This is a genomic window from Flavobacterium aeripolare, from assembly GCF_013294025.1.
Lineage (GTDB): Bacteria > Bacteroidota > Bacteroidia > Flavobacteriales > Flavobacteriaceae > Flavobacterium.
In genome coordinates this window covers 113304-136480 of the sequence record NZ_JABSNL010000004.1, presented here as the reverse complement: position 1 = coordinate 136480, position 23177 = coordinate 113304, and the positions used below count along the sequence as shown (strand labels likewise).

16 protein-coding genes are annotated in these 23177 nt (G+C 34.8%); 1 reads left to right on the top strand and 15 read right to left on the bottom strand.

Going from position 1 to position 23177, the window contains the following annotated elements; translation table 11 throughout:
• Positions 1-65: 65 nt before the first annotated feature.
• The 6 genes from HNQ00_RS06535 to HNQ00_RS06510 all read right to left on the bottom strand — a co-directional run bounded on the left by HNQ00_RS06535 (position 66) and on the right by HNQ00_RS06510 (position 9902).
• Positions 66-2351 (bottom strand): NADP-dependent malic enzyme, encoded by a 2286-nt coding sequence (locus HNQ00_RS06535; protein WP_173837518.1) that lies wholly within the window; start codon positions 2349-2351, stop codon positions 66-68.
• A gap of 152 nt (positions 2352-2503) precedes the next feature.
• Positions 2504-2938, bottom strand: coding sequence for a CBS domain-containing protein (locus tag HNQ00_RS06530; RefSeq protein WP_173837517.1), 435 nt, complete (start codon positions 2936-2938; stop codon positions 2504-2506).
• 204 nt (positions 2939-3142) lie between these two features.
• Complete coding sequence (locus HNQ00_RS06525) at positions 3143-4885, bottom strand: alpha-amylase family glycosyl hydrolase (protein WP_173837516.1); 1743 nt, start codon at positions 4883-4885, stop codon at positions 3143-3145.
• 6 nt (positions 4886-4891) lie between these two features.
• Entirely contained in the window at positions 4892-5830 is a 939-nt protein-coding gene (locus HNQ00_RS06520) for a carbohydrate kinase family protein (RefSeq protein WP_173837515.1), read from the bottom strand.
• Between the two features lie 4 nt (positions 5831-5834).
• Positions 5835-7142, bottom strand: a complete 1308-nt coding sequence (locus HNQ00_RS06515) for an MFS transporter (protein ID WP_173837514.1) — start codon at positions 7140-7142, stop codon at positions 5835-5837.
• Between the two features lie 135 nt (positions 7143-7277).
• Entirely contained in the window at positions 7278-9902 is a 2625-nt protein-coding gene (locus HNQ00_RS06510; RefSeq protein WP_173837513.1) for a TonB-dependent receptor, read from the bottom strand.
• A 156-nt stretch (positions 9903-10058) separates the two neighbouring features.
• On the opposite strand from HNQ00_RS06510, the gene HNQ00_RS06505 reads away from it, so the two are divergent.
• Positions 10059-11087 (top strand): LacI family DNA-binding transcriptional regulator, encoded by a 1029-nt coding sequence (locus tag HNQ00_RS06505; protein WP_173837512.1) that lies wholly within the window; start codon positions 10059-10061, stop codon positions 11085-11087.
• Between the two features lie 2 nt (positions 11088-11089).
• Here HNQ00_RS06505 and queG read toward each other — a convergent pair whose 3' ends face one another.
• From queG to HNQ00_RS06460, 9 genes are all read right to left on the bottom strand, one after another.
• Entirely contained in the window at positions 11090-12013 is a 924-nt protein-coding gene (queG, locus tag HNQ00_RS06500; RefSeq protein ID WP_173837646.1) for a tRNA epoxyqueuosine(34) reductase QueG, read from the bottom strand.
• Between the two features lie 104 nt (positions 12014-12117).
• Positions 12118-13140, bottom strand: coding sequence for a Holliday junction branch migration DNA helicase RuvB (gene ruvB / locus HNQ00_RS06495; RefSeq protein WP_173837511.1), 1023 nt, complete (start codon positions 13138-13140; stop codon positions 12118-12120).
• 81 nt (positions 13141-13221) lie between these two features.
• Positions 13222-15018: a cytochrome c oxidase subunit I gene (locus tag HNQ00_RS06490; protein ID WP_173837510.1), complete on the bottom strand. Its 1797-nt coding sequence runs from the start codon at positions 15016-15018 to the stop codon at positions 13222-13224.
• A 28-nt stretch (positions 15019-15046) separates the two neighbouring features.
• Complete coding sequence (locus HNQ00_RS06485; RefSeq protein WP_173837509.1) at positions 15047-16210, bottom strand: cytochrome c oxidase subunit II; 1164 nt, start codon at positions 16208-16210, stop codon at positions 15047-15049.
• 19 nt (positions 16211-16229) lie between these two features.
• Positions 16230-17582, bottom strand: a complete 1353-nt coding sequence (locus tag HNQ00_RS06480) for a cation-translocating P-type ATPase (RefSeq protein ID WP_173837508.1) — start codon at positions 17580-17582, stop codon at positions 16230-16232.
• A gap of 27 nt (positions 17583-17609) precedes the next feature.
• The gene (locus HNQ00_RS06475; protein ID WP_173837507.1) at positions 17610-18155 is read right to left on the bottom strand and encodes a c-type cytochrome; all 546 of its coding nucleotides are present in this window, start codon (positions 18153-18155) and stop codon (positions 17610-17612) included.
• A 7-nt stretch (positions 18156-18162) separates the two neighbouring features.
• Complete coding sequence (locus HNQ00_RS06470) at positions 18163-18687, bottom strand: DUF3341 domain-containing protein (RefSeq protein ID WP_173837506.1); 525 nt, start codon at positions 18685-18687, stop codon at positions 18163-18165.
• Positions 18680-20083 (bottom strand): NrfD/PsrC family molybdoenzyme membrane anchor subunit, encoded by a 1404-nt coding sequence (nrfD, locus tag HNQ00_RS06465; protein ID WP_173837505.1) that lies wholly within the window; start codon positions 20081-20083, stop codon positions 18680-18682. The genes HNQ00_RS06470 and nrfD overlap by 8 nt, the downstream gene beginning before the upstream one ends.
• 38 nt (positions 20084-20121) lie before the next feature.
• Positions 20122-23175, bottom strand: a complete 3054-nt coding sequence (locus HNQ00_RS06460; RefSeq protein ID WP_173837504.1) for a TAT-variant-translocated molybdopterin oxidoreductase — start codon at positions 23173-23175, stop codon at positions 20122-20124.
• Positions 23176-23177 lie beyond the last annotated feature (2 nt).

Below are 23177 nucleotides of genomic sequence, written 5' to 3'. Positions count from 1 at the left end.
TTAATTTTAACCAAAAAAAAACTTACCATAATCATAAATTATGGTAAGCAAGATAGTATTTTATTTTATTTTATGATCTGTTTCTTTTGCTTTTCTTGAGCATCGATTACAGCGATTGCAGCCATGTTGACCATCTCTTCAACGCTAGCTCCTAATTGAAAGATATGAATAGGCTTACTCATTCCTAACATTATTGGTCCAATTGAATCGACTTTGTTCAACTCTTTTAATAGTTTATAGGTAATATTTGCTGAATCTAAATTAGGGAAAATTAAGGTATTTACTTTTTTTCCCGCTAATTTAGAGAATGGGAATTTCTCTTTTAACATCTCTTGATTCAAAGCAAAATCAGCTTGAACCTCTCCATCGATAATTAAATCGGGGTGGTTCTCGTGTAAATATTTAACAGCATCTCTAACTTTAGAAGCACGTGGATCGCTTGACGAACCAAAATTTGAGAAAGAAACCATGGCAATTACAGGCTCAACACCAAACATTCTTGCCGTTTTAGCCGTCATAACAGCAATTTTTGCTAATTCATCAGCTGTAGGGTCAATATTTATAGCTGTATCAGATAAAAACATTGGGCCACGAGCAGTCATCATCATGTTTGTAGTAGCGATAATTGAAGCACCAGGTGCCTTATCTACTAGTTGCAACATTGGTTTAACCACTGACGAATAACTTCTAGAATGCCCAGTCACCACACCATCTGCATCTCCTTCATTAACCATCATTGCAGCAAAATAATTACGCTCACGCATTAACTTTTGTGCATCAAATAGCGAAATCCCTTTGCGTTTTCTAGCTTCCCAATAGATATTAGCAAACCTATTACGTCTTTCATCTTCTTCTTTAATCTTAGGGTCAATAATTTCGAGATCAGCAAAAAAGCCTAACTCCTCTTTTAACTCTAAAATGATTTCTTTATTCCCTAGTAAAATTGGATGGCATATTCCTTCCTCCATTACAATTTGGGCTGCTTTTAAAACATCTAAATGATCTGCTTCGGCAAAGACGATGCGTTTTGGATCCATCTTAGCTCTATTAGTGATAAGACGTACCATTTTATTATCATTACCTAAACGATCTAGCAGTTCTTCTTCGTATTTATCCCAATCAGTAATTGGGTTTAGCGCAACACCTGAGTCCATCGCCGCTTTTGCAACAGCAGGAGCAACAATACTTATCAATCTTGGATCAAATGGTTTTGGAATAATATATTCTCTACCAAAGTTTAATTTTGTTTCACCATACGCAATGTTCACTTGCTCAGGAACAGATTCTTTAGCCAGTAAAGCCAAAGCTTTTACTGCAGCCATTTTCATAGCTTCATTAATTTTTGTAGCACGTACATCCAGCGCTCCTCTAAAGATATATGGAAAACCTAAAACGTTATTCACCTGATTAGGATAATCTGAACGACCTGTTGCCATGATAAGATCATCTCTAGTACCTATAGCTAAGTTATAGTCGATTTCAGGATCAGGATTAGCCATCGCAAAAACGATTGGATTATCAGCCATTCCTAATAGCATGATAGGAGTCAAAATATTACCCGCAGAAAGACCTAGAAAAACATCAGCTCCTTTTAAAGCTCCTTGCAAATCAATTCCTGGAATTCCTTTAGAATATTTTAGTTGAACTTCTGACAAGTCAGTTCTTTCGCTAGAAAGCACTCCATCTTTATCAAACATGATGATATTATCAGGATTTACTCCTAGCAACACATATAAGTTGGCACAAGCTAAAGCAGCCGACCCAGCACCAGAAACAACAATCTTAGCAGTTTCAATAGTTTTACCAGCAAGCTCAAGAGCATTTAATAATGCAGCTGAAGATATAATTGCAGTTCCGTGTTGGTCATCATGCATTACTGGAATATTCAACTCCTCAACTAACCTACGCTCAATCTCAAATGATTCGGGCGCTTTGATGTCCTCTAAGTTGATTCCTCCAAAAGTGGGAGCGATATTTTTTACTGTTTGAATAAATTCATCAATATTTTTAGTATCTATTTCAATATCAAAAACATCAATATCAGCAAAAATTTTAAATAACAAACCTTTACCCTCCATTACTGGCTTAGAAGCTTCGGGTCCTATATCACCAAGTCCTAATACAGCCGTACCATTTGTAATCACAGCAACAAGATTCCCTTTTGCAGTATATTTATAGACATTATTTACGTCTTTTGCTATTTCTAAACAAGGTTCAGCTACACCTGGAGAATATGCCAGAGACAAATCTCTTTGAGTGGCGTATTTTTTAGTAGGTACTACTTGAATTTTTCCTGGTGTTGGCTTAGCATGGTATAATAATGCTTCTCTTCTTTTACTATCTTTATTCATCTTTAATTAGATTTTTATCTAGCTTGCAAAGATATGAGTCTTGCGCCAAAAAAGTAGGCTATTGTAGCATTGATTTGCAAAACACCTAAAATTAGCTCACAAAAAAAGCCACTAATACAGTGACTTTACATTTTATATCTTGCATTATAAGCTTATGTGTTACTCCCATTAATATAAGAAGCCAGATGCTGAATAGTCTCTTTTTGAACTTCGATAATAGCTTTTACCACATCACCTATTGAAATAACGCCTAGAACCTGCTTGTCTTTCACGACAGGTAGATGTCTAATTCTTTTGGTACTCATTAATTCCATACAGTAATCCAGACTGTCTGTAGGACCAACAGTAATTAAGTTGGTTTCCATAATTTCGCTAACCAAGGTATCCTTTGAAGCTTTATTTTTCAAAACTATTTTTCTAGCATAATCTCTTTCAGACAAGATCCCTTTTAAAGCGCCGTCCTCTATTACTAAAACGGCTCCTACATTTTTCTCCCCTAAAACTTTTAAAGCATCGTATACTGAAATTGTAGAAATTATCGAATAAACATCCGCACCTTTTTCGCTTAATATTTGATTTACAGTCATATCCAAAGTATTTTATTAACCCTAAAGTTAATTAAAAAGGAAATACAAATTGTTTTATTTTTTTAAACGAGTAATTTATTCCATACAATAAAAGCTGTACGGTTATAAAATATAGGCATGAAAAATCAATTCTAACGTAATTTTCTACCATCTAATCATTACGGTCTTTATACTCCTAATGAATTATTTTATGTCTCAAAATTTTCAAATGAAATAAGATTTTTTACTTTCAGTTCCGTTTTCAAGCAGTACTATGTCGAATTTGTAATTTGTTAAATCAGCTATTAAACAAGCTTCAGAGTCCTTATTCTTCCATTTAATATTTAGTATGCGATCATCTTGATCATTAATAATGACGTGACCCGAAAATGCTTCGCAGTTGTTTCTCAATTTTATAAGCTCTAGTTGTTCTTTCACAATTGCAGTCCCCAAACCCATTTCAACATCATCCATAGAAAGTGTAGTTCGGTTAATTTCTTTATGTCCCGCACTCCCTCCGTTATTTGCAGCATCGTAATTGTTTTTACCTGCAAAAATGTCTAAGTACCATACTTGTGGAATTCCTGGAACAAACATTTGGATGGCTCTAGCCAATAACATTTTTTGATTACTCTCTCCTAATGCACTGAAAAAAGTGGCATTAATTTGATAATAAGAAATTTTATTGCCCTCAGGATCATAGAGATTTTTTACACGCCCACCACGTTCCATAATAGTGTTCATGATAGCATCAATCTCAACATCATCTAATAATCCTTTATTGTAATGCCCGTTTACCTCTTTACCTTTTAAATCTAATACTGGAATTCCATCATGACAACCCAGCATATTAATTGTTTTATAACCCTTATCTATTAGCTCCTTAATCCAAACCAATAATGCTTTGCTTGTTGCATTTTCAAGAGTATGTATTGTAAGTCCGGGAAGAAAGAAATCGTAAATAGCATAACCCTGACTTGCTACTTCATCATGTAGATGAAGTCCGTATTCAGCATGGATTTCTGGTAATAACATTAAGTCATTTTTTTGAGCGATTTTATTAATATGATCTAAGTATTCCCATGTACCCGGTTTATTAAAAAAGTTAGATTCACCAACTTGTTTATGCAAATAAGCAAAAGCATCAAGCCTTAAAATATTACATCCATAGCCATTAAGCTTATTTAATGTCTCCTCATAAAATTCCCAAACTAATGGAGATGCAGCATTAACATCCATCTGCCCTAAATAAATACGCTTTTTTTCAACTATATGAAGAATCTTTGATTTTAATGAATTGAATGCTTTAAAATCTATTGTTCTAAAATCACTTCCTAAGACGATTGCCTCATTTAGTATTTTAACTAGCCATTTAACATAATCTGCTGTTAATGCAGTTAGACTCGAAAAATCAGCAGATTCCACAGAATTGTAGGTAACTTGCTGGTAGAATGTGTTCCAATAGGGGCGTTCAGATCCATCAGGAAAAATAACATTTAAAATAGGCAAACCTGATTTTCTCATGAAAAGCTTATTTAAATATTCGGGCTTTGGAATTATAACACCTTGGTTATTTAAAGTCCCATTCCCCTCCCAGAAGTCATTCCAATTAATAAAAAAATCTTTAAACTTAGAGTCTTCTCCATTTTTGAGAATATCTTTAAATTGCGGTGAAGCAACTGAAAGATGATTGAGTACAATATCAAACTTTAACTTTACGTTTAGTTTCTTTAAATCAATTAGATCATTTGGCCCTACCAATTCCTTGTTTATATTATAATCAATGATCGAAAACCCTCTATCAAGGTCGCTATTAAAAAAAGTAGGTAAAACATAAATTAAAGAAAACACATCTTTAAACTCTTCCTTTTTAAGCATTGTTACTGTGTCGCTTAACGTTTTCCCAATACTATCAGGATACAAGTTAAGCATAACACCATTGCTAGTATTTTGACTGTTTTGCTGCATCTTAGTTTATAATAATTTTGAAAGTATGTTAATATTATCTGGTAATCTCCCTACATTCTGCAATTTTAAAGCTGCTAATTTCAGAGCAATATCAAGGCACTCATGCATTGTTTTGTCCTTGATGTAAGCAAATAAAAATCCAGACCAAAAAGCATCACCTGCTCCTGTTGAATCCATGACTTTGTCAATTTTTATAGCAGGCATATCGATAACATCTTTTCCTATTTGCGACAACTTTACTCCTTTACTCCCTAAAGTTAAGCATACAATATCAACACCTTGCTTGTGGAAAAAGCTAAATATTTCATCATGAGGCAATGCTTTTTTAAATAGTCGTAACATATCATCCTCACTGATTTTTATTAAAGGATTATATTGGCAATATTCTTTGATTACTTTAAAAGCTTTCTTTTCACTTTTCCATAATTTACTTGCGTAGTTTAAGTCGATACTTAATTTACAACCGGCACCATTAGCTTCCTGAGCTTTTTTCAAAATTGTCTTTTGAGCTGGGTTTTTACTTAGTGCAAAACAAGTAGTATGAAATATTTTAGTATTACTAAGTATTTCTGGAGAAATTTGCTCATCATAGATACAGCAATCAGCGGCACGGTAAGGTATAAAATCAGGGGTTCCTTTTGACCTAGAAACAAAAATGACGCTTGTAGATTTATCTCCGATAACACTTAAATGATCTGTATTTACTCCAACACTGTTTAACCTCTTAGTAATGTAATCACCAAACCCGTCGTTTCCTACCGTTGCAACCATAATTGTTTTTAATCCCAACCTTGTTGAATTCATCGCTACATTAGTTGGCGAACCACCCAAATAGCGATGATAATCTCTTGTATCATTAATAAGTACATCCTCTTGATGTCCAATAAAATCTACAAGTACTTCTCCCACGCAAAGAATGTCAATTTCTTTTTTATTTATTTTCATTGAGCTATTCATTTAGTTTTGTATTTCTTATTTTAATGAGTAAAGTGCACATTGCTGCAATAAGCAGAAGAACAGCAGCAAAATTTATTGCCTGACGAGGATCATTATCTAAGAAGTTCCTTAAAATATATCCAAATGAAACATTTTGTATTATCATAGGAATAACAATCATCATGTTTATAATTCCCATATAAACCCCGTAACGCTCTTTAGGAATTACCGCTACAACCATTAAATAAGGAATTCCCATCATACTAGCCCAAGCTATCCCATAACCTATGATTACTAGAAAAAATAGATATTGATTATGTACCTGAGGAAAAAAGAACAGTGAGATAGCTCCTAAAAAAAGGCATACAAAATGAACAATTTTAGCCCCATGTTTCTTTGCTAATTTGGCTAAGTAAAATGCAATTGAAAAGGTGACTATAAATCCAAAAGCACCTATTAATCCATTCCACTCTACAGCTTTCTCATATGCTTCTGGATTTGAGGGAGTCGTATCCCATACAGACAATGCTATACTCTTAGAGTTATTTTGCCAGTAACACATCATAGCATACCACTGAAACAAATAAACTAAAAAAAGTTGCCACATCACTGAAGGCATATTTAAAACTGCTTTATATATATCTACAAAAGGAGACAAAATATTTAATGGCTCTGATTTTAAGATAGCTAGTTCAATTGCCGTTGGAGGAATTTCCTCTGTTTTTCTCATGCTCCACCAGATGGATCCTATAGAAAGTATGGCGCCTAGAAAAAAAGATGCATAAATCCACGTGGGTAAAGAACCCGTATATCCAACAAAAAAAATTGGAAATAAGAAAAGTGAAATATAAGATAAGAATTGGCCAAAACCAGTAAAAAAACTCTGCGCCTGAAAACCCATGGGTTGCTGTTCCTCATCGAGTGTATCGGCAATAAAAGCGCGATATGGTTCCATAGCAGTGTTATTACCTACATCTAAAATCCATAGTAAACCTGCAGCCATCCACAATGAACTACTGAAAGGAAACATAAACAAGGCGATACTACAAATGATAGCTCCTACAAAAAAATAAGGTTTACGCCTACCCCATTTTGGATGCCATGTTTTATCACTCATTGCCCCAATTATAGGTTGAATTAATAAACCCGTTAATGGACCAGCAAGGTTTAATAATGGTATTTGGTCTGGACTAGCATGTAAGAAATCATAAATGGGATTGACCGCACTTTGTTGTAGACCAAAACTGTATTGGACACCAAAAAAACCAATATTCATATTGATAATCTGCCAAAAACTTAATTTTACTTTAGGGATGTCCATTACTTAAGTTATTATTTATTTATTTTATATTATCACTTAAAATTACTTCATTTATTAAGCCAACTTTAAAAATAGCAATTCCTACATATGGACTGTAGAAATTGCTAAACATTCAAAGAATTATAAAATTGGTCATTAAAATTTATACGCGACCGCCATGGACAAAGACCTACCTGTTAACGACCTTGCTCTCACGTAATTTACAGTATTGTCAGTTATACTGCCTTCCTCAACTTCTGTGATGGCTAAAGAGTTAAATAAATTGTTCCCTGATATATTTAAGGAAAGACCTTTTGCTAATTCTATTTCTACAAATCCATTAACAATAACATATCCATTCATTACTAATTGATTTGAATCTTGTGCGAATGCCCTAGTTTGTCCTATAAAACTTAATCCTAAAGTATTTTTATTATCCATAAATTTGTACGTAGGCATGATTCCATACATTAGTTTAGGTTGTCTTCTTGGCTGATTCCCCTCATCTGAACCTGAAGTAATTTCAGCTTTGGTATACGTTAATGATCCTCTAACATTAATATCATCCGTCACATCATAAGCTGATTCTACCTCTAAACCATACGATTTATAGTTGTTCTGTCTAATTGTATTCGATCCTGCCTCATAGCCAGATTGCTCGTCCGTTTTCGAACTAAAAGCTGTTGCATATACGTATCCTTTATCAAATTTTTGTTTATATCCAACTTCAGCTTGCGTCAGAAAATCAAGTGCGTTTATTTTATCACCGTCTAAATAGTCCAATCCACTAAAAAGAATTCGGTCCGCTTTTGCAGCAGCACCTTTACTAACTCTAGCAAATAGAGACTGTCTTGAATTAAACAAATAATTAGACCCTAATGTGTAAGAAACATAATCATACTTATAATTTACTGGAGTTGAATTAGCGTTGTTTATTGCATAAACATTTTGCTCCGGAGTTGATATCACGCCATCATTATTGATATCATATTGAGTGGAAGTACCTCCCGTAAATGAGCCAGTAGCTTTTCCAATATCATATCTTATACCCCCTTCAAATGACAGACTCTCTGTTGCGTCAAAAGAAACATTAATGTACGGAGCAGAAACATTATACTGAGTATCATAGTTTCTAGCCAAGTTACCCCATGCTGGAGTACCGTAAGCATACAGACCATTTTCAGACAACAAATTTCCTGCAGCATCAGTCACATTAAGTAAACGTGGATTGCTATCAGAAACCTCTTGTAAGTATGAGTTCCATAACCATGACATTGAAACATTTTGCATAGATTTGAAAAAACCAAACGTTACAGCTACATTATCAATTTTCTTTGTCAATCTTAAATCATTCATGAAGTTACTCATATCATTTAATTGTGTATCAAACATATGAATTCTAGCCACTAAACCATTGGCTGTATTAAATGCCGTACCATCATTAGCATAAGATAAACTAGCACCCGCTCCAAAAGAAGTGGCTATTGCAGCTGCTGTTGCTATTTCTGCTGGAAAAGGAGCTATGAAACCGCCACTATTAGCAGAATAACGCAAATTATCTGAAATTTTCCAGTTGTTATCTAGATCAAAAGAGGCATTAGCCCCGATTGACTTTGATATAGGGTGCATACCATTTGCAACACTTTCTCTTCTCACATTACCTTCGGTTCCTAAGCCTACATTGTGATTCAAATAAATTGACTGTAGCGCTCCTTTTGTCGCATTGTAGCCGTCAACACTTCCCCAATCAGGGTTAGCATTTGTCCCAGTAACCTTAACAGGCATGGGCATATAAGCTACCGCTCTATCATTTAAAAATTTAGCATACACAGTTATTGATCCTTTTTCAAATTCCTTTGTAACGTTAAACTTTATTTGACCACCGTTATTGCTATTAAATCCCGTCTTTCTAACACCCTCACCTGTTCTATAAAATCCTCCTACATGAAAATACAAGCCGTCTCCTATCTTGGTTCCGTAATCCAAATCTGTTCTAAAATTTTCATAATCTAAACCAAATGTCGTGCGTAAGCTACCCCCTTCTGTTTTTCCTGTTTTACTAATAAAATTTATTATTCCTCCAGGCGAGTTAGATGAGAGCGTTGACGCAGATCCCCCACGAATTGCCTCCACTCTAGCCACATTCCCATCAAATCGTGTAAAAATATCTGCTGTTGCAAAAGAAATATCTCCAAATAATAATACTGGCAAGCCATCTTCTTGAATTTGCAAATATTTAGAACCTCCAGAAGAAATTGGCACGCCACGAACAGCTATATTAGAATTACCTTCTCCACCGGAAGATTCTGCTCTTATTCCTGGAATAGTTCTAAAAATTTCAGCTGTTGATCTTGGAGCTGCTTGCTCAATTTGTGTATTGTTAATCGATGTAACAGAAACACTCGATTTAATTTTAGTTCTAGGATTTACAACCCCGGTAATAATAATATCATCTAACACATTAGATTCTTCTAATAAGGTTATATTTTTTACTATGTCTTGGTTTGCAATTATCGTAAAGCTTGCGTTTTTGTATCCAATATAAGAGGCGGTAATCGTTAGAGTACCTGATTTGATATTGGGGAAGAAATACCTACCGTCGAGATCTGTTGCAACAGCTTTTGAAGATTCTTTGATTAAAATATTAACACCAGGGATAGGCGCGCCACTCTCATCTGAAACTGTACCACTTAGTGAGGCATTTTGCGCAAACGAGATATTAAATAGCATTGCTGTGATAAATAAAAGCAAAGGCTTAAAATTAAATGTGTAAAATTTCATAGCTTTAATAGTTTAGTTAGTAATATTTTGTGGTTTTTTTTACCAAATATATAATTACACACTGCTTTCTATATATATTATTTTATCGAAAACGTTTTCGATTTTACGAAAACGTTTTCGATTTGATAAGTAAAATTATTTCATCATATTTGTTTTATGAAAGAAGCAACTCTTAAAGAAATTGCCGAACAATTAGGCATTTCTATCACAACAGTTTCCAAAGCATTGAAGGGCTATTCAGACGTTAGCTTAAAAACTAAAAACGCTGTAATTTCGTTAGCAAAAGAGTTAAATTACACTCCAAATTCATTTGCTGTAAATTTACGGACTAAGGAATCGAAGACTATTGGCTTGATTGTTCCTGAAATTGTACACCACTTCTTTTCAAATGTAATAAACGGCATTGTTGCCGAAGCAGAAAAAAATGGATATTTAGTAATTATTCTACAATCAAACGAGTCTTTAGAACTAGAGAAAAAGCAAGTTGAGCTCTTAATAAACAAAAGAGTAGACGGCATAATCATGTCCCTATCTAACGATAGCAATGATGATAGCCATTTGAAAGAAATCCTAGAACGTAAAATACCTTTTGTACAATTTGATAAAATAGCTAAGCTTATTGCCAGCTCAAAAGTTATAATCAATGATCAGGAAGCATCGTCTAATGCCACACAGCATTTAATTGATGCAGGTTTTAAAAAAATAGCGTACATAAGAGGTCCCATTAATCCTCAAAATTCAATTGATAGATTTATAGGATTTAAGAAAACCATACAAGCCAATGGCTTAGAATACAATCCAAGATTGGTGTATACCTGCGAACAGGTAACATTTAAAGAAGGTGTAGATTATGCTGCAGCTATAATTAATGATCACCCTGATGTTGATGCTATCTTTTGTACTACTGACTTAGTTGCAGTGGGTGTTTTATCCTACTTGAATGACCATCAAATAACTGTCCCTGATAAGATAGGTTTGATGGGATTTAGCAATTGGTTCATGTCACAAGTCTTGACACCTAAACTTTCAACAGTAGAGCAGCCTAGCTTGGAGATGGGTATAATTGCTTTTAATTTATTACTAGACGAAATGAATTGCCATAAAGATAATATTCCTTTCAAACCGCGAACGATTGTATTAAAGACAGAAGTAATTATACGTGAATCTACAATAAAAAACAAATAGTATTATTTCAAAAAATCAATATTTCTCTTTAGTCCTGAAAACTTCGTGCGTTTTATAGGAGAGTTTTTAAAAACTACTTTAAATGTCTCTTCAGTAATTTCTTCCCAGTCTTTTTTAGTTAAAGACAGTAAATCAGGATTAGGATTAAATAACGGCTCTTTGTGAGGTTTAGAAAAGCGGTTCCAAGGGCATACATCTTGACAAATATCACAACCAAATGCCCAATCATCAAAACTACCCTTCATCTCCATAGGCAAATTATCTTTGAGTTCGATAGTGTAATAAGAAATACACTTACTGCCATTGACTTTATACGGTTCAATTATTGCCTCTGTAGGGCAGGCGTCTATGCAAGCGGTACAATTACCGCAATGATCTGTTACCGCATAATCATAGTCGAGTTCTAAATCTAAAATTAATTCAGCGATAAAATAAAACGAACCAACTTTTTGAGTAAGCAAATTACTATTCTTCCCTATCCATCCAAGTCCGCTTTTAGCAGCCCAGGCTTTATCCAATACCGGAGCAGAATCTACAAATGCACGTCCTGAGACAGCTCCTATATTCTCTTGTATCGAATGCAACAACTCTTTTAATTTTTCCTTAATTACAAAATGATAATCCTGACCGTAAGCATATTTAGATATTTTGAAAGAATCAGAAATTTGAGTGTCAGAAGGGTAGTAATTCAATAATAAAGATACCACACTTTTTGCATCATCAACTAACAAGGTAGGGTCTAACCGCTTGTCAAAATGGTTTTCCATATAGACCATTTGACCATGCTGATTTTTATTTAACCAGTCTTCTAAACGAGGTACTTCTTCCTCAAGAAAACCAGCTTTGGAAATACCACAAGACATAAATCCGAGACGTTTGGCCTCGGATTTAATTAGTTGTGTATATGTACTTTTTGAGTCTATGATATCTAATTGTATTTGTGCCTTAGCCCTGATGGAAGCGGCATCCTTTTACTGCTGTCTTTAAGCAGAAAAAGATATAGCGTACAGCAGGAAAAAGCTACTAAAAATTAAAATAAACCACCTTGAATATTGGCTTTAATTTTACCAAGATGGCGATATGCTTTATCAGTGACTTCTCTACCTCGAGGGGTACGCATAATGAAACCTTCTTGAATTAAGAAAGGTTCATAAACCTCCTCAATAGTTTCACTACTCTCTGACACTGCAGTTGCCAGCGTTGTCAAACCAACTGGACCACCTTTAAATTTATCAATAATTGTATTCAGAATTTTGTTGTCCATTTCGTCAAGACCGTGCGCATCTACATTCAAGGCTTTCAAAGCGTAACGAGCAATTTCGATGTCGATGGTACCATTACCTTTGATTTGAGCGAAATCTCTAACACGACGTAAAAGCGCGTTAGCGATACGAGGAGTTCCCCTACTTCTACCGGCGATTTCTATAGCTGCCTCCATTGAGATTGGCATCTTGAAAATAGAAGCACTACGCTCAACAATTGATGTCAATAATTCAGTGGTATAATATTGTAAGCGTGAAGCAATTCCAAAACGAGCTCTCATGGGAGCGGTCAGTAATCCAGACCGAGTGGTTGCCCCTATCAATGTAAAGGGATTAAGATTAATCTGCACGGTTCTAGCATTAGGACCAGATTCAATCATAATATCGATCTTGAAATCCTCCATTGCTGAATACAAATATTCCTCTACAATAGGACTTAATCGGTGAATCTCATCAATAAACAAAACATCACGTTCTTCTAAATTGGTAAGCAAACCGGCTAAGTCACCTGGTTTATCTAAGACAGGCCCAGAGGTGATTTTTATTCCCACATTAAGTTCGTTAGCTAAAATATTAGCCAAAGTAGTTTTACCCAATCCTGGAGGGCCATGAAACAGCGTATGATCGAGTGCTTCATTACGTTGATTAGCTGCCTCAACAAAGACCTTTAAGTTCTCTAATACCTGATCTTGACCTGCAAAATCGTCAAACGAGAGTGGTCTTAATTTTTTTTCGATATCAAATTCCTCTGAATTGTAACCGTTAGTTGTAGGGTCTAAATTTTCATTCATAAAACAAAGATACTATAAAGTTATATGTAAAAGAAAATGCCTTTCTAAAATAGAAAGGCATTTTTTGTATGTTTTAAAATTCTAGTGATGTAAAACTTCTTCACCAGGTTTCATAGGAGTAGTTTGTAGTACAAAATCTTCTTCATGATTAGGATTACTATAATCATAAGGCCATCTGTGTACTTCTGGAATTTCACCTGGCCAGTTACCGTGAATGTGTTCTACTGGTGTAGTCCATTCTAAAGTATTTGATCTCCATGGATTTTGAACTGCTTTCTTACCGTAGAAAATACTACTAAAGAAATTGTATAAAAACACTAATTGGAAAGCACCACCAACTAAAGCAAATGTTGTAATTAAAACGTTTACATTTTGTAAATCGTCAAACAATGGAAAGTTAGTATTTGTATAGTAACGTCTAGGTAAACCAGCTAATCCAATGAAGTGCATTGGGAAGAAAACTCCATAAGCACAAATTGCAGTTACCCAAAAGTGAACGTATCCCATGTTTTTATTTAACATTCTACCAAACATTTTTGGGAACCAGTGGTAAATACCAGCAAACATTCCATAAAGCGCAGAGATACCCATCACTAAGTGAAAGTGAGCTACTACAAAGTAAGTATCGTGAACATTAATATCAAGTGTACTATCTCCCAGAATAATTCCTGTTAAACCTCCTGTAATAAAGGTAGAAACTAAACCTATTGAAAACAACATAGCAGGATTTAACTGTAAATTACCCTTCCATAAAGTTGTAATATAATTAAATGCTTTTACCGCAGATGGAATTGCAATCAATAAGGTTGTAAAAGTAAATACAGAACCTAAGAATGGATTCATTCCTGAGATAAACATGTGGTGACCCCATACAATTGTTGATAAGAACGCAATCGCAAGGATTGACATAATCATCGCTCTGTATCCAAAAATAGGTTTACGAGAGTTTGTTGCAATAACTTCTGATGTGATACCTAATGCAGGTAGTAATACAATATAAACTTCAGGGTGTCCTAAGAACCAGAACAAGTGTTCGAAAAGCACTGGAGAACCACCTTGGTAATGTAAAACTTCACCAGCAATATAGATATCAGATAAGAAGAATGATGTACCAAAACTTCTATCAAAGATTAATAGCAAAGCTGCAGAAAGTAAAACTGGAAAAGATACTACACCAATAATAGCTGTTACAAAGAAAGCCCAGATAGTCAATGGCAATCTTGTCATTGTCATCCCTTTTGTTCTTAAGTTAATAACTGTAACGATATAATTTAAAGATCCCATTAAAGAAGAAGCAATAAATATAGCCATAGAAACTAACCATAACGTCATTCCCAATCCTGACCCGGAGATCGCTTGAGGCAATGCACTCAAAGGAGGGTAAATCGTCCATCCAGAGTTTGCAGGTCCAGATTCAATAAATAATGAAGAAATCATGATTATACTTGATAAGAAGAATAACCAATATGAAATCATATTCATAAATCCAGATGCCATATCTCTAGCACCAATTTGAAGTGGAATTAATAAGTTACTAAAGGTTCCACTCAAGGCGGCGGTTAGTACAAAGAAAACCATTATCGTTCCGTGGATGGTTACTAAAGATAAATAAATATCATTAGCCATTACACCGTCTGGTGCCCATTTATCACCAAGTAGGATATTAAATATTTTAAATGACTCTTCAGGCCATGCCAATTGCATTCTAAAAAGCATCGACATACCAACACCTATGATTCCCATAAAGATACCCGTAATTAGGTACTGCTTAGCAATCATCTTGTGGTCAGTACTAAATATATACTTAGTAATGAACGTTTCTTTATGGTGATGTTCGTGTTCGTGATCGTGTCCGTGATCGTGAGCTTCTGCTGACATATATGTATACTTTAAATTTTCTTAATAATTATTTTTTTGCTATTACAGAAACAGCAATCGTATCTTTTACCGCAACAGTATCAGTAGTAGCAGCTGCTGTAGCAGTAGCATCAGCTGGAGCAGCTTTAGACTCTTTAACCTGTTGTGCTAAAAGTGCTTGTTCAGCAATCCATTTTTTATAATCTTCTGGAGTATCTACAATAATTTTCATTTGCATATTATAGTGCGATGCACCACAAATTTTATTACAAAGAAGTAAATAATCAAAAGTGTAAGGATCTAATGCCGTACCACCTTTTGCGATAATATCAACACTCTTTTTAGCTCTAAGCTCATTAATATGCGATACTTTCTCCACCATGTAAGGTAACTCTCTATACTCTGCAGTAGTGTAAACTGGCTCAAAAGCAAATTCAGTAACCATACCAGGAACACAGTTCATTTGAGCTCTAAAGTAAGGCATGTATGCAGAGTGTAGTACATCTTGAGATCTCATTTTGAAATGAATTTTTCTACCTTTTGGGATGTGCAATTCAGAAACAACAATATCATCTTGAGCATAAGGGTCAGACATATCTACACCTAAAGTATTGATACCTTCTATATACCTAACATTTGCTTTACCTAATACATTGTCTTCACCAGCATATCTAGCAGTCCATTTAAATTGTTGTGCATATAATTCAACAACAACAGTATCATCTTCATCATCGATAAACATAATATTAGTCCATGCATATAATCCGTAAAGGATTAAACCAGCTAAGACCACTGCAGGAATAATACTCCAGATTGCCTCTAACTTATTATTATCAGCAAAATACAATGCTTTTTGACCTTGTTTACCTCTATATTTAAAAGCAAAGTAATGTAGTAAAACTTGTGTAATCGCTTGAACTATGAATAATAGTACCCATGAAATGTTCATTAAATTATCTACTAATGCACCATGTGCAGAAGCCGGAGTATGCAACACTAAACCACCCCATGCAAACAATCCATATATTGAAAATATATAAATGAAAGCAAGGAAGCCAAACATTAAATATCCTTGAATATTATTGTCGTTATCAGTCGCTACTTCAGAACTATCTCTATTTGCTCCAACTTGAGTTAAATCAAATATCTTTGTCAATTGCCATAATGCAACGGCTAATAAAACTAAAACTATAATTACCAACAAACTTGTCATCTGTTTATTTCTTTAAATATTAATAATGAAAATGCTTACTCTCTTCGATATAAGGATTTCTTTTTGGTAACAAAGGAGCTTTGGTTAATGCAGTGAATACAACAAAAACAAATAAACCTAAGAAGAACAACACAGAAGCTATTTCTGGTATTCCGATGAACCATTTATCACCTACAGTTCCAGGCATAATCATATTAAAAAAGTCAATATAATGTCCTGCTAAGATAACAACTCCTGCCATAACAATCACCCAAGTAATTCGTTTAAAATCAGTATTAACTAAAATTAACAATGGAAAAACGAAGTTCATAACAACAGCACCAAAGAATGGTAAATTATATAACTGAATTCTTGTAATAAAATAAGTGATCTCTTCAGGTATATTAGCATACCAAATCAACATAAACTGAGAGAACCATAAATATGTCCAGAAAATACTAATACCAAACATGAACTTAGCTAAATCATGAACATGACTTGTATTTACATATTCTAAATAACCTCTAGATTTCAAGTAAACTGTTACCATTGCAATCATAGTAATTCCGCTTACAAAGAAACTTGCAAACACATACCATCCAAACAAAGTGCTATACCAGTGAGGATCGATTGACATAATCCAGTCCCAAGACATAATAGATTCTGTTACAATGAAGAAAACCAAGAACATCGCAGAGATATTGAAGTTTTTCTTGTAAAATAAATCATCATTAGCATCATCTTGAGCTAAACAGTTTTTAGCAGAGTAAAATCTATACGCATTCCAACCAATTAAAAAGATAGCTGCTCTAACGATCCAGAAAGGAAAGTTTAAGTAACCTGCTTTATTAGCGATAAGCGGATCGTGTGCTACAACCTCTGGATCCAACCAGATAAACAAATGATTGAAGTGTAGTCCACATAAAATTAGGATTACAAAGAATATTACAGAACCCCATGGCAAATAAGCCGTGATTCCTTGCATTACTCTAAACAACACTGGAGACCAACCTGCCTGAGCAACTTGTTGAATAGCATAAAATGCTAACACTCCCATTGAAAGAAGCATAAAGAAAATACAAGCAACATATAATGCAGCCCATGGTTTATTTTGTAATTCGTGTAAAACGTGAGTTAAATGTTCTTCATGTTTTGCTGCAGCATCTGCTTCAGTAGCATCATGACCTGCTGTTTGGACGTGTTCTCCATCTGAAGAATGTGCCTCACCATGAGCGGCTTTCTCACCGTGAGCTCCGTGACTTTCTGCTGCTAAAAGAGTTTCCACTTCGTGAATATCTTTTGGCGCACTATAAAAACCATACCCCATACCTAATATACCGATGGCCATTAAGATGAAAGAAAGAGTCTTTAATTTACTTGAAAATGTATACATATCTATTACGATCAGTTTGTTCAACAATTATAATTGGCTTTTTAGTTTAAGGACATAGTCAGCAACTAACCAACGCTCATGTGCACTTAATTGATTTGCATGTGAACCCATTGAGTTTAAACCATAAGTCACAACAAAGAAAACGCTTCCTTCAGTAATTTCCCTATCAGCGTAACTAGGAACTCCTAAGAACTTTTCTCTTTCTACTAATTTTCCTTTTCCATTACCAGCTGCACCATGGCAACTGATACAGTAAATATCAAATAGCTCTTGTCCTTTACCATTATTTCTATCTAAAGAGTCTAATGGAGAAACAAGATTAGCTTTAGCTCTATTGTAATCTTCCGTAGTGTTAGCATATTCAAAAGTTTCGAAACCTCTGTTTATAGTCCCATCTACTGGAAGTTGACCCTCTTTACCATTTTTAAATGCTTTTGACTCAGAGTAAGTTTCATAACCTACTGATTCATACATATTAGGAAAGTACTGGTAATTTGGCGCTTTATTATTGTGGCATGATGCTATTAGCATAGCAAAACCAAATAATAGTGTTATTTTATATACGGTTTTCATATCTAAATTAATTCTTTTCTATTACTTTAACTTCTACAGCTCCTGTATTTTGGAAAAAAGAAACTAACTCTTCTTCATTGTTGTTAATGGAGATTTCCATTAAGAAGTGGTCATCAGTAGTTCTAACATCCGGATTCTCTGCTTCTTTAAATGGCCAGATTCTACTTCTCATATAGAACGTAAGAACCATTAAATGCGCTGCAAAAAATACAGTCATCTCAAACATAATTGGCACGAAAGCAGGCATATTTTGAATATAACTGAAACTTGGTTTCCCTCCAATATCCTGTGGCCAATCTTGAATCATAACAAAATTCATCATCCAAGTGGCAAATGAAATACCAATACATCCGTAAATGAAAGCACATATTGCAAGTCTTGAAGGCGCAAGCCCCATTGCTTTATCCAAACCGTGAACCGGGAAAGGTGTAAAAACCTCTTCAATATGATGATGAGCTGCTCTAGTCTTTTTAACCGCATCCATCAAAATATCATCGTCATTATAAATGGCGTATATTACTTTATTATTCATGATGTGTATCTTTATTTGCTTCTCTTTCTCTTTTGTAATTATCTCCTGTTCCTTTCAAAATAGTTTTTACCTCTGCTTGAGCAATCACTGGGAATGTTCTAGAGTATAATAAAAACAATACAAAGAAGAAACCAATTGTTCCAATGAATATACCAATGTCGACAAATGTAGGTGAAAACATTGTCCATGAAGACGGTAAATAATCTCTATGTAAAGAAGTAACAATAATTACGAATCTTTCAAACCACATACCAATATTTACTACTATCGAAATAACGAAAGAGAACATAATACTAGTTCTTAATTTTTTAGACCACATAAATTGTGGAGAAAACACATTACAAGTCATCATCGACCAGTAAGCCCACCAGTAAGGTCCAGTAGCTCTATTTAAGAAAGCATATTGCTCATACTCTACTCCTGAATACCAAGCTATAAATAACTCAGTAATGTAAGCAACACCTACGATAGAACCAGTAATCATGATTACAATGTTCATCAATTCGATATGCTGTAGAGTAATGTATGCTTCAAGATTTGAAACTTTTCTCATAATAATCAACAACGTATTTACCATTGCAAATCCTGAGAAAACCGCCCCTGCAACGAAGTAAGGAGGGAAAATCGTAGTATGCCATCCTGGAATAACAGAGGTAGCAAAGTCCATAGATACAATCGTGTGAACCGAAAGTACAAGTGGTGTAGCTAAACCAGCTAATACCAATGAAACTTCCTCAAAACGTTGCCAATCTTTAGCTCTACCACTCCATCCAAAACTAAGGATAGAATAAATTCTTTTATTAAAAGGAGTTATCGCTCTATCTCTAAGCATAGCAAAATCAGGTAACAAACCAGTCCACCAGAAAACTAATGATACTGATAAATAAGTTGAAATTGCAAATACATCCCAAAGTAATGGTGAGTTAAAATTTACCCATAACGAACCAAACTGATTTGGTATAGGAAGTACCCAATACGCTAACCATGGACGTCCCATGTGAATAATTGGGAATAAACCCGCTTGTATAACTGAGAAAATTGTCATGGCTTCAGCAGAACGGTTAATTGCCATTCTCCATCGCTGACGGAATAATAATAGAACGGCGGAAATTAATGTTCCTGCGTGACCAATACCAACCCACCAAACGAAGTTTGTGATATCCCAGGCCCATCCAACAGTTTTGTTTAATCCCCATGTTCCAATACCTGTAGATACAGTGTAAATAATACAACCTATTCCCCAAAGGAAAGCAGTTAGTGCGATTGAAAATACAATCCACCAATGTTTATTAGCTTTACCTTCAACAGGTGCAGCAATATCTACTGTTACGTCGTGATAAGATTTATCACCTATAACTAAAGGTTTTCTAATGGTTGCTTCGTAGTGAGACGACATAATCCTTTATCTTGTTTCTTAATTAATATTTTTTTTTACTAGGTATTTCTAACTTTAACATGATAAATCACATTAGGCTTTGTTCCAACATGCTCTAACAAATGATACATTCTATCATCAGCAGCTAATTTTGTAACTTTACTTTGGCTATCATTAACATCTCCAAATACCATTGCTCCAGTAGAACAAGCATTCGAACATGCAGTTTGAAATTCTCCATCAACGATAGATCTACCTTCTCTTTTTGCATTTAGAATTGTTGCTTGTGTCATTTGAATACACATAGAACATTTCTCCATTACTCCACGAGAACGAACATTCACATCAGGATTCAATACCATACGACCTAAATCATCATTCATATGATAATCAAACTCGCTATTCTTGTTATATAAGAACCAGTTGAATCGACGTACTTTATAAGGACAGTTATTTGCACAGTAACGAGTACCTACACATCTATTATATGCCATATGGTTTTGACCTTGACGGCTATGAGATGTAGCAGCAACAGGACAAACAGTCTCACATGGAGCATGATTACAATGTTGACACATTACAGGTTGGAAAGAAACTTGAGGATTATCTCCTGCTTTTTCCATTTCATTAAATGTAGACAAAGAACTAGATAATCCAGCAATATTGTCTTTTCTTTCGTTGTCTTCAGCAAAAGTACTTTCAGAAGAATAATATCTATCAATACGCAACCAGTGCATATCACGACTTCTTCTTACCTCTGATTTACCAACAACAGGAACGTTATTTTCAGCATGACAAGCAATTACACAAGCCCCACATCCAGTACAAGCATTCAAGTCAATTGATAGATTAAAGTGATGTCCTACTGAACGATCAAAAGAATCCCATAAATCAACAGTAGTACCAGCAACCTCTTCATGGTTTAAAGACACCATAGGAACTTCATTCCATACTTTAGCATCCTTAGTATTGAAGATTTCCAAAGTAGTTTCTTTGATAATATCTCCTCTACCCATTAAAGTTTTCTGTCCTTGAACAGATGCAAATTCATGCTCACCAGATGCTTTTTCTAAAGTAACAGCTTGCAATTCATTGAATCCTTTATATAGACTGTAAGCATTTACACCTACCATCATTTCTTCTTTCATAGCCGCTTTACGACCATAACCTAAAGATAAACCAATTGTACCAACAGCCTGACCTGGTTGAACAATTACAGGAACATTTTCTAATTTAAGACCTCCAACAGTCGTTAAGTTGGCATAACTTCCGTTTAAACCACCATTAGCAACGATTTCATTACTTAACCCTAAGTCTTTTGCATCAGCATTAGAAACAGTTACATAGTTATCCCATGACACTCTAGTGATAGGATCAGGAAACTCTTGCAACCAAGGGTTATTAGCTTGTTGACCATCACCTAAACCTGTCTTAGTATACAATACTAATTCAAGACCTTTAGCAGGTTTAGCCTGAGCTAAAGCAACAGCAGCTCCAGAGAAGTCTGCACTTCCACCAGATAAACCAGCTGTCTCCGTAACAACGATACCATCATGTAAAACTTTATTCCAAGTTGTACCAACCATCATTGAAGCAGAAGCTCCTTTTAAATAATCATAATAAGAACCAGCAGCACCATTTAAAGACATCAAAACTTCTTGAAATTGTTTTGTATCAAATAACGGACGAATAGTTGGTTGTGTTAAACTGTAAGAACCTTTAGTAAGACTCAAATCTCCCCAAGACTCTAAATAATGAGGAACAGCCGCAGCAACAGTAGTCAATGAAGCAGTTTCATCTTCTTTTGTAGCGAAAGCTACAGAAGTTTTAACTTTTTTAAGCCCATCAACAAACAAAGCAGAATCTGCTAAAGTATATACAGGATTCACGCCACTCATTAAAAGAGTGTGAACGTTTCCTGCTTTCATATCTTGTAAAAGCTGAGCAACTTTTTCGTTAGATCCTTTTCTAATTTGCCTAACTCCAGCAGTACTATAAGCAGCACTTGATAAAGCCTGATTAATTGCTAGAACTAATAACTGAGCATTTTTATCTTGAATACCTGAAACTAAAACCCCATTAGCACCAGCAGCCTTCAATTGTTGACCTGCCTTAGTAACATCTGTTTTAAATTTAGCATCCAAACTTACAGGAACAGTAGCCCCGGTAACGATGTTATATATTTGAACTAAAGCTTGCTTTTGATTCGCTACAGTCATAGCTAATCTTTTATCAGCAGCAGCTCCAGACAATGTCATATTTGCCTCTAATTGAAAGTGGCGAGACATTTTTCCGTTTTGCGGAATTCTACCTTTAGCATATCCTGAATCATATCCACCACCTTGCCAGTCTCCTAAGAAATCAGCACCAACAGATACAATTAATGAAGCTTTTGAAAAATCATAATCAACTAGAGCTCGCTCACCGTATACAGTTTCAAAAGCATCTAAAGCTTCTGAAGAAGACACAGCATCATAAACCACATGCTTAGCAGATGGATTAAGAGCAATAAACTCACTAATTAATTTTTCAGTAGACGGACTAGCTAAAGTATTTGTTAACAATACTACTTGACCTCCAGTTGACTTCGCTTCCGCTAGACTAGTTTTGATCTTAGCATCAACTGCTGACCATGAACTATCTTTTCCATCAATCTTTGGCTGCTTCAAACGCATATTATCATATAGTGATAATATAGACGCATGAATTCTAGCGTTAGCTGCAAATTTAGCTCCTGCAATAGTATTATTATCTATTTTAATAGGGCGCCCTTCGCGTGTTTTAACAAGAAGATTTGCAAAATCAAAACCATCAAATACAGAAGTAGCATAATAATCAGCTACTCCGGGAATGATTTGTTCTGGTTGTAATACATAAGGTATCGACTTGTTAACAGGACCTTCGCATGCTGCCAAGGTAGCTGCCGCAGTACTAAACCCTACGTACTTTAAAAAATCACGACGTGAAGTTGAAGAAGATGACATCGCATCATCGTTTCCTAAAAATTCATCAGTAGGAATTGCTTCAACAAATTCGTTATTTCTAAGCGCCTCAACAATAGAACCATTTTCTAGTTCCTCAACACTTTTCCAGTATTTTTTGTTTGATGACATTG

Bases quoted from the DNA above. Each gene is read 5' to 3' on its own strand.
- HNQ00_RS06515 (WP_173837514.1), bottom strand. From the start codon at position 7,142: ATGGACATCCCTAAAGTAAAATTAAGTTTTTGGCAGATTATCAATATG.
- HNQ00_RS06480 (WP_173837508.1), bottom strand. From the start codon at position 17,582: ATGTATACATTTTCAAGTAAATTAAAGACTCTTTCTTTCATCTTAATG.
- HNQ00_RS06470 (WP_173837506.1), bottom strand. From the start codon at position 18,687: ATGAATAATAAAGTAATATACGCCATTTATAATGACGATGATATTTTG.
- HNQ00_RS06490 (WP_173837510.1), bottom strand. From the start codon at position 15,018: ATGTCAGCAGAAGCTCACGATCACGGACACGATCACGAACACGAACAT.
- HNQ00_RS06475 (WP_173837507.1), bottom strand. From the start codon at position 18,155: ATGAAAACCGTATATAAAATAACACTATTATTTGGTTTTGCTATGCTA.
- HNQ00_RS06520 (WP_173837515.1), bottom strand. From the start codon at position 5,830: ATGAAAATAAATAAAAAAGAAATTGACATTCTTTGCGTGGGAGAAGTA.
- HNQ00_RS06505 (WP_173837512.1), top strand. From the start codon at position 10,059: ATGAAAGAAGCAACTCTTAAAGAAATTGCCGAACAATTAGGCATTTCT.
- HNQ00_RS06525 (WP_173837516.1), bottom strand. From the start codon at position 4,885: ATGCAGCAAAACAGTCAAAATACTAGCAATGGTGTTATGCTTAACTTG.
- HNQ00_RS06460 (WP_173837504.1), bottom strand. From the start codon at position 23,175: ATGTCATCAAACAAAAAATACTGGAAAAGTGTTGAGGAACTAGAAAAT.
- nrfD (WP_173837505.1), bottom strand. From the start codon at position 20,083: ATGTCGTCTCACTACGAAGCAACCATTAGAAAACCTTTAGTTATAGGT.
- HNQ00_RS06510 (WP_173837513.1), bottom strand. From the start codon at position 9,902: ATGAAATTTTACACATTTAATTTTAAGCCTTTGCTTTTATTTATCACA.
- HNQ00_RS06535 (WP_173837518.1), bottom strand. From the start codon at position 2,351: ATGAATAAAGATAGTAAAAGAAGAGAAGCATTATTATACCATGCTAAG.
- HNQ00_RS06530 (WP_173837517.1), bottom strand. From the start codon at position 2,938: ATGACTGTAAATCAAATATTAAGCGAAAAAGGTGCGGATGTTTATTCG.
- ruvB (WP_173837511.1), bottom strand. From the start codon at position 13,140: ATGAATGAAAATTTAGACCCTACAACTAACGGTTACAATTCAGAGGAA.
- HNQ00_RS06485 (WP_173837509.1), bottom strand. From the start codon at position 16,210: ATGACAAGTTTGTTGGTAATTATAGTTTTAGTTTTATTAGCCGTTGCA.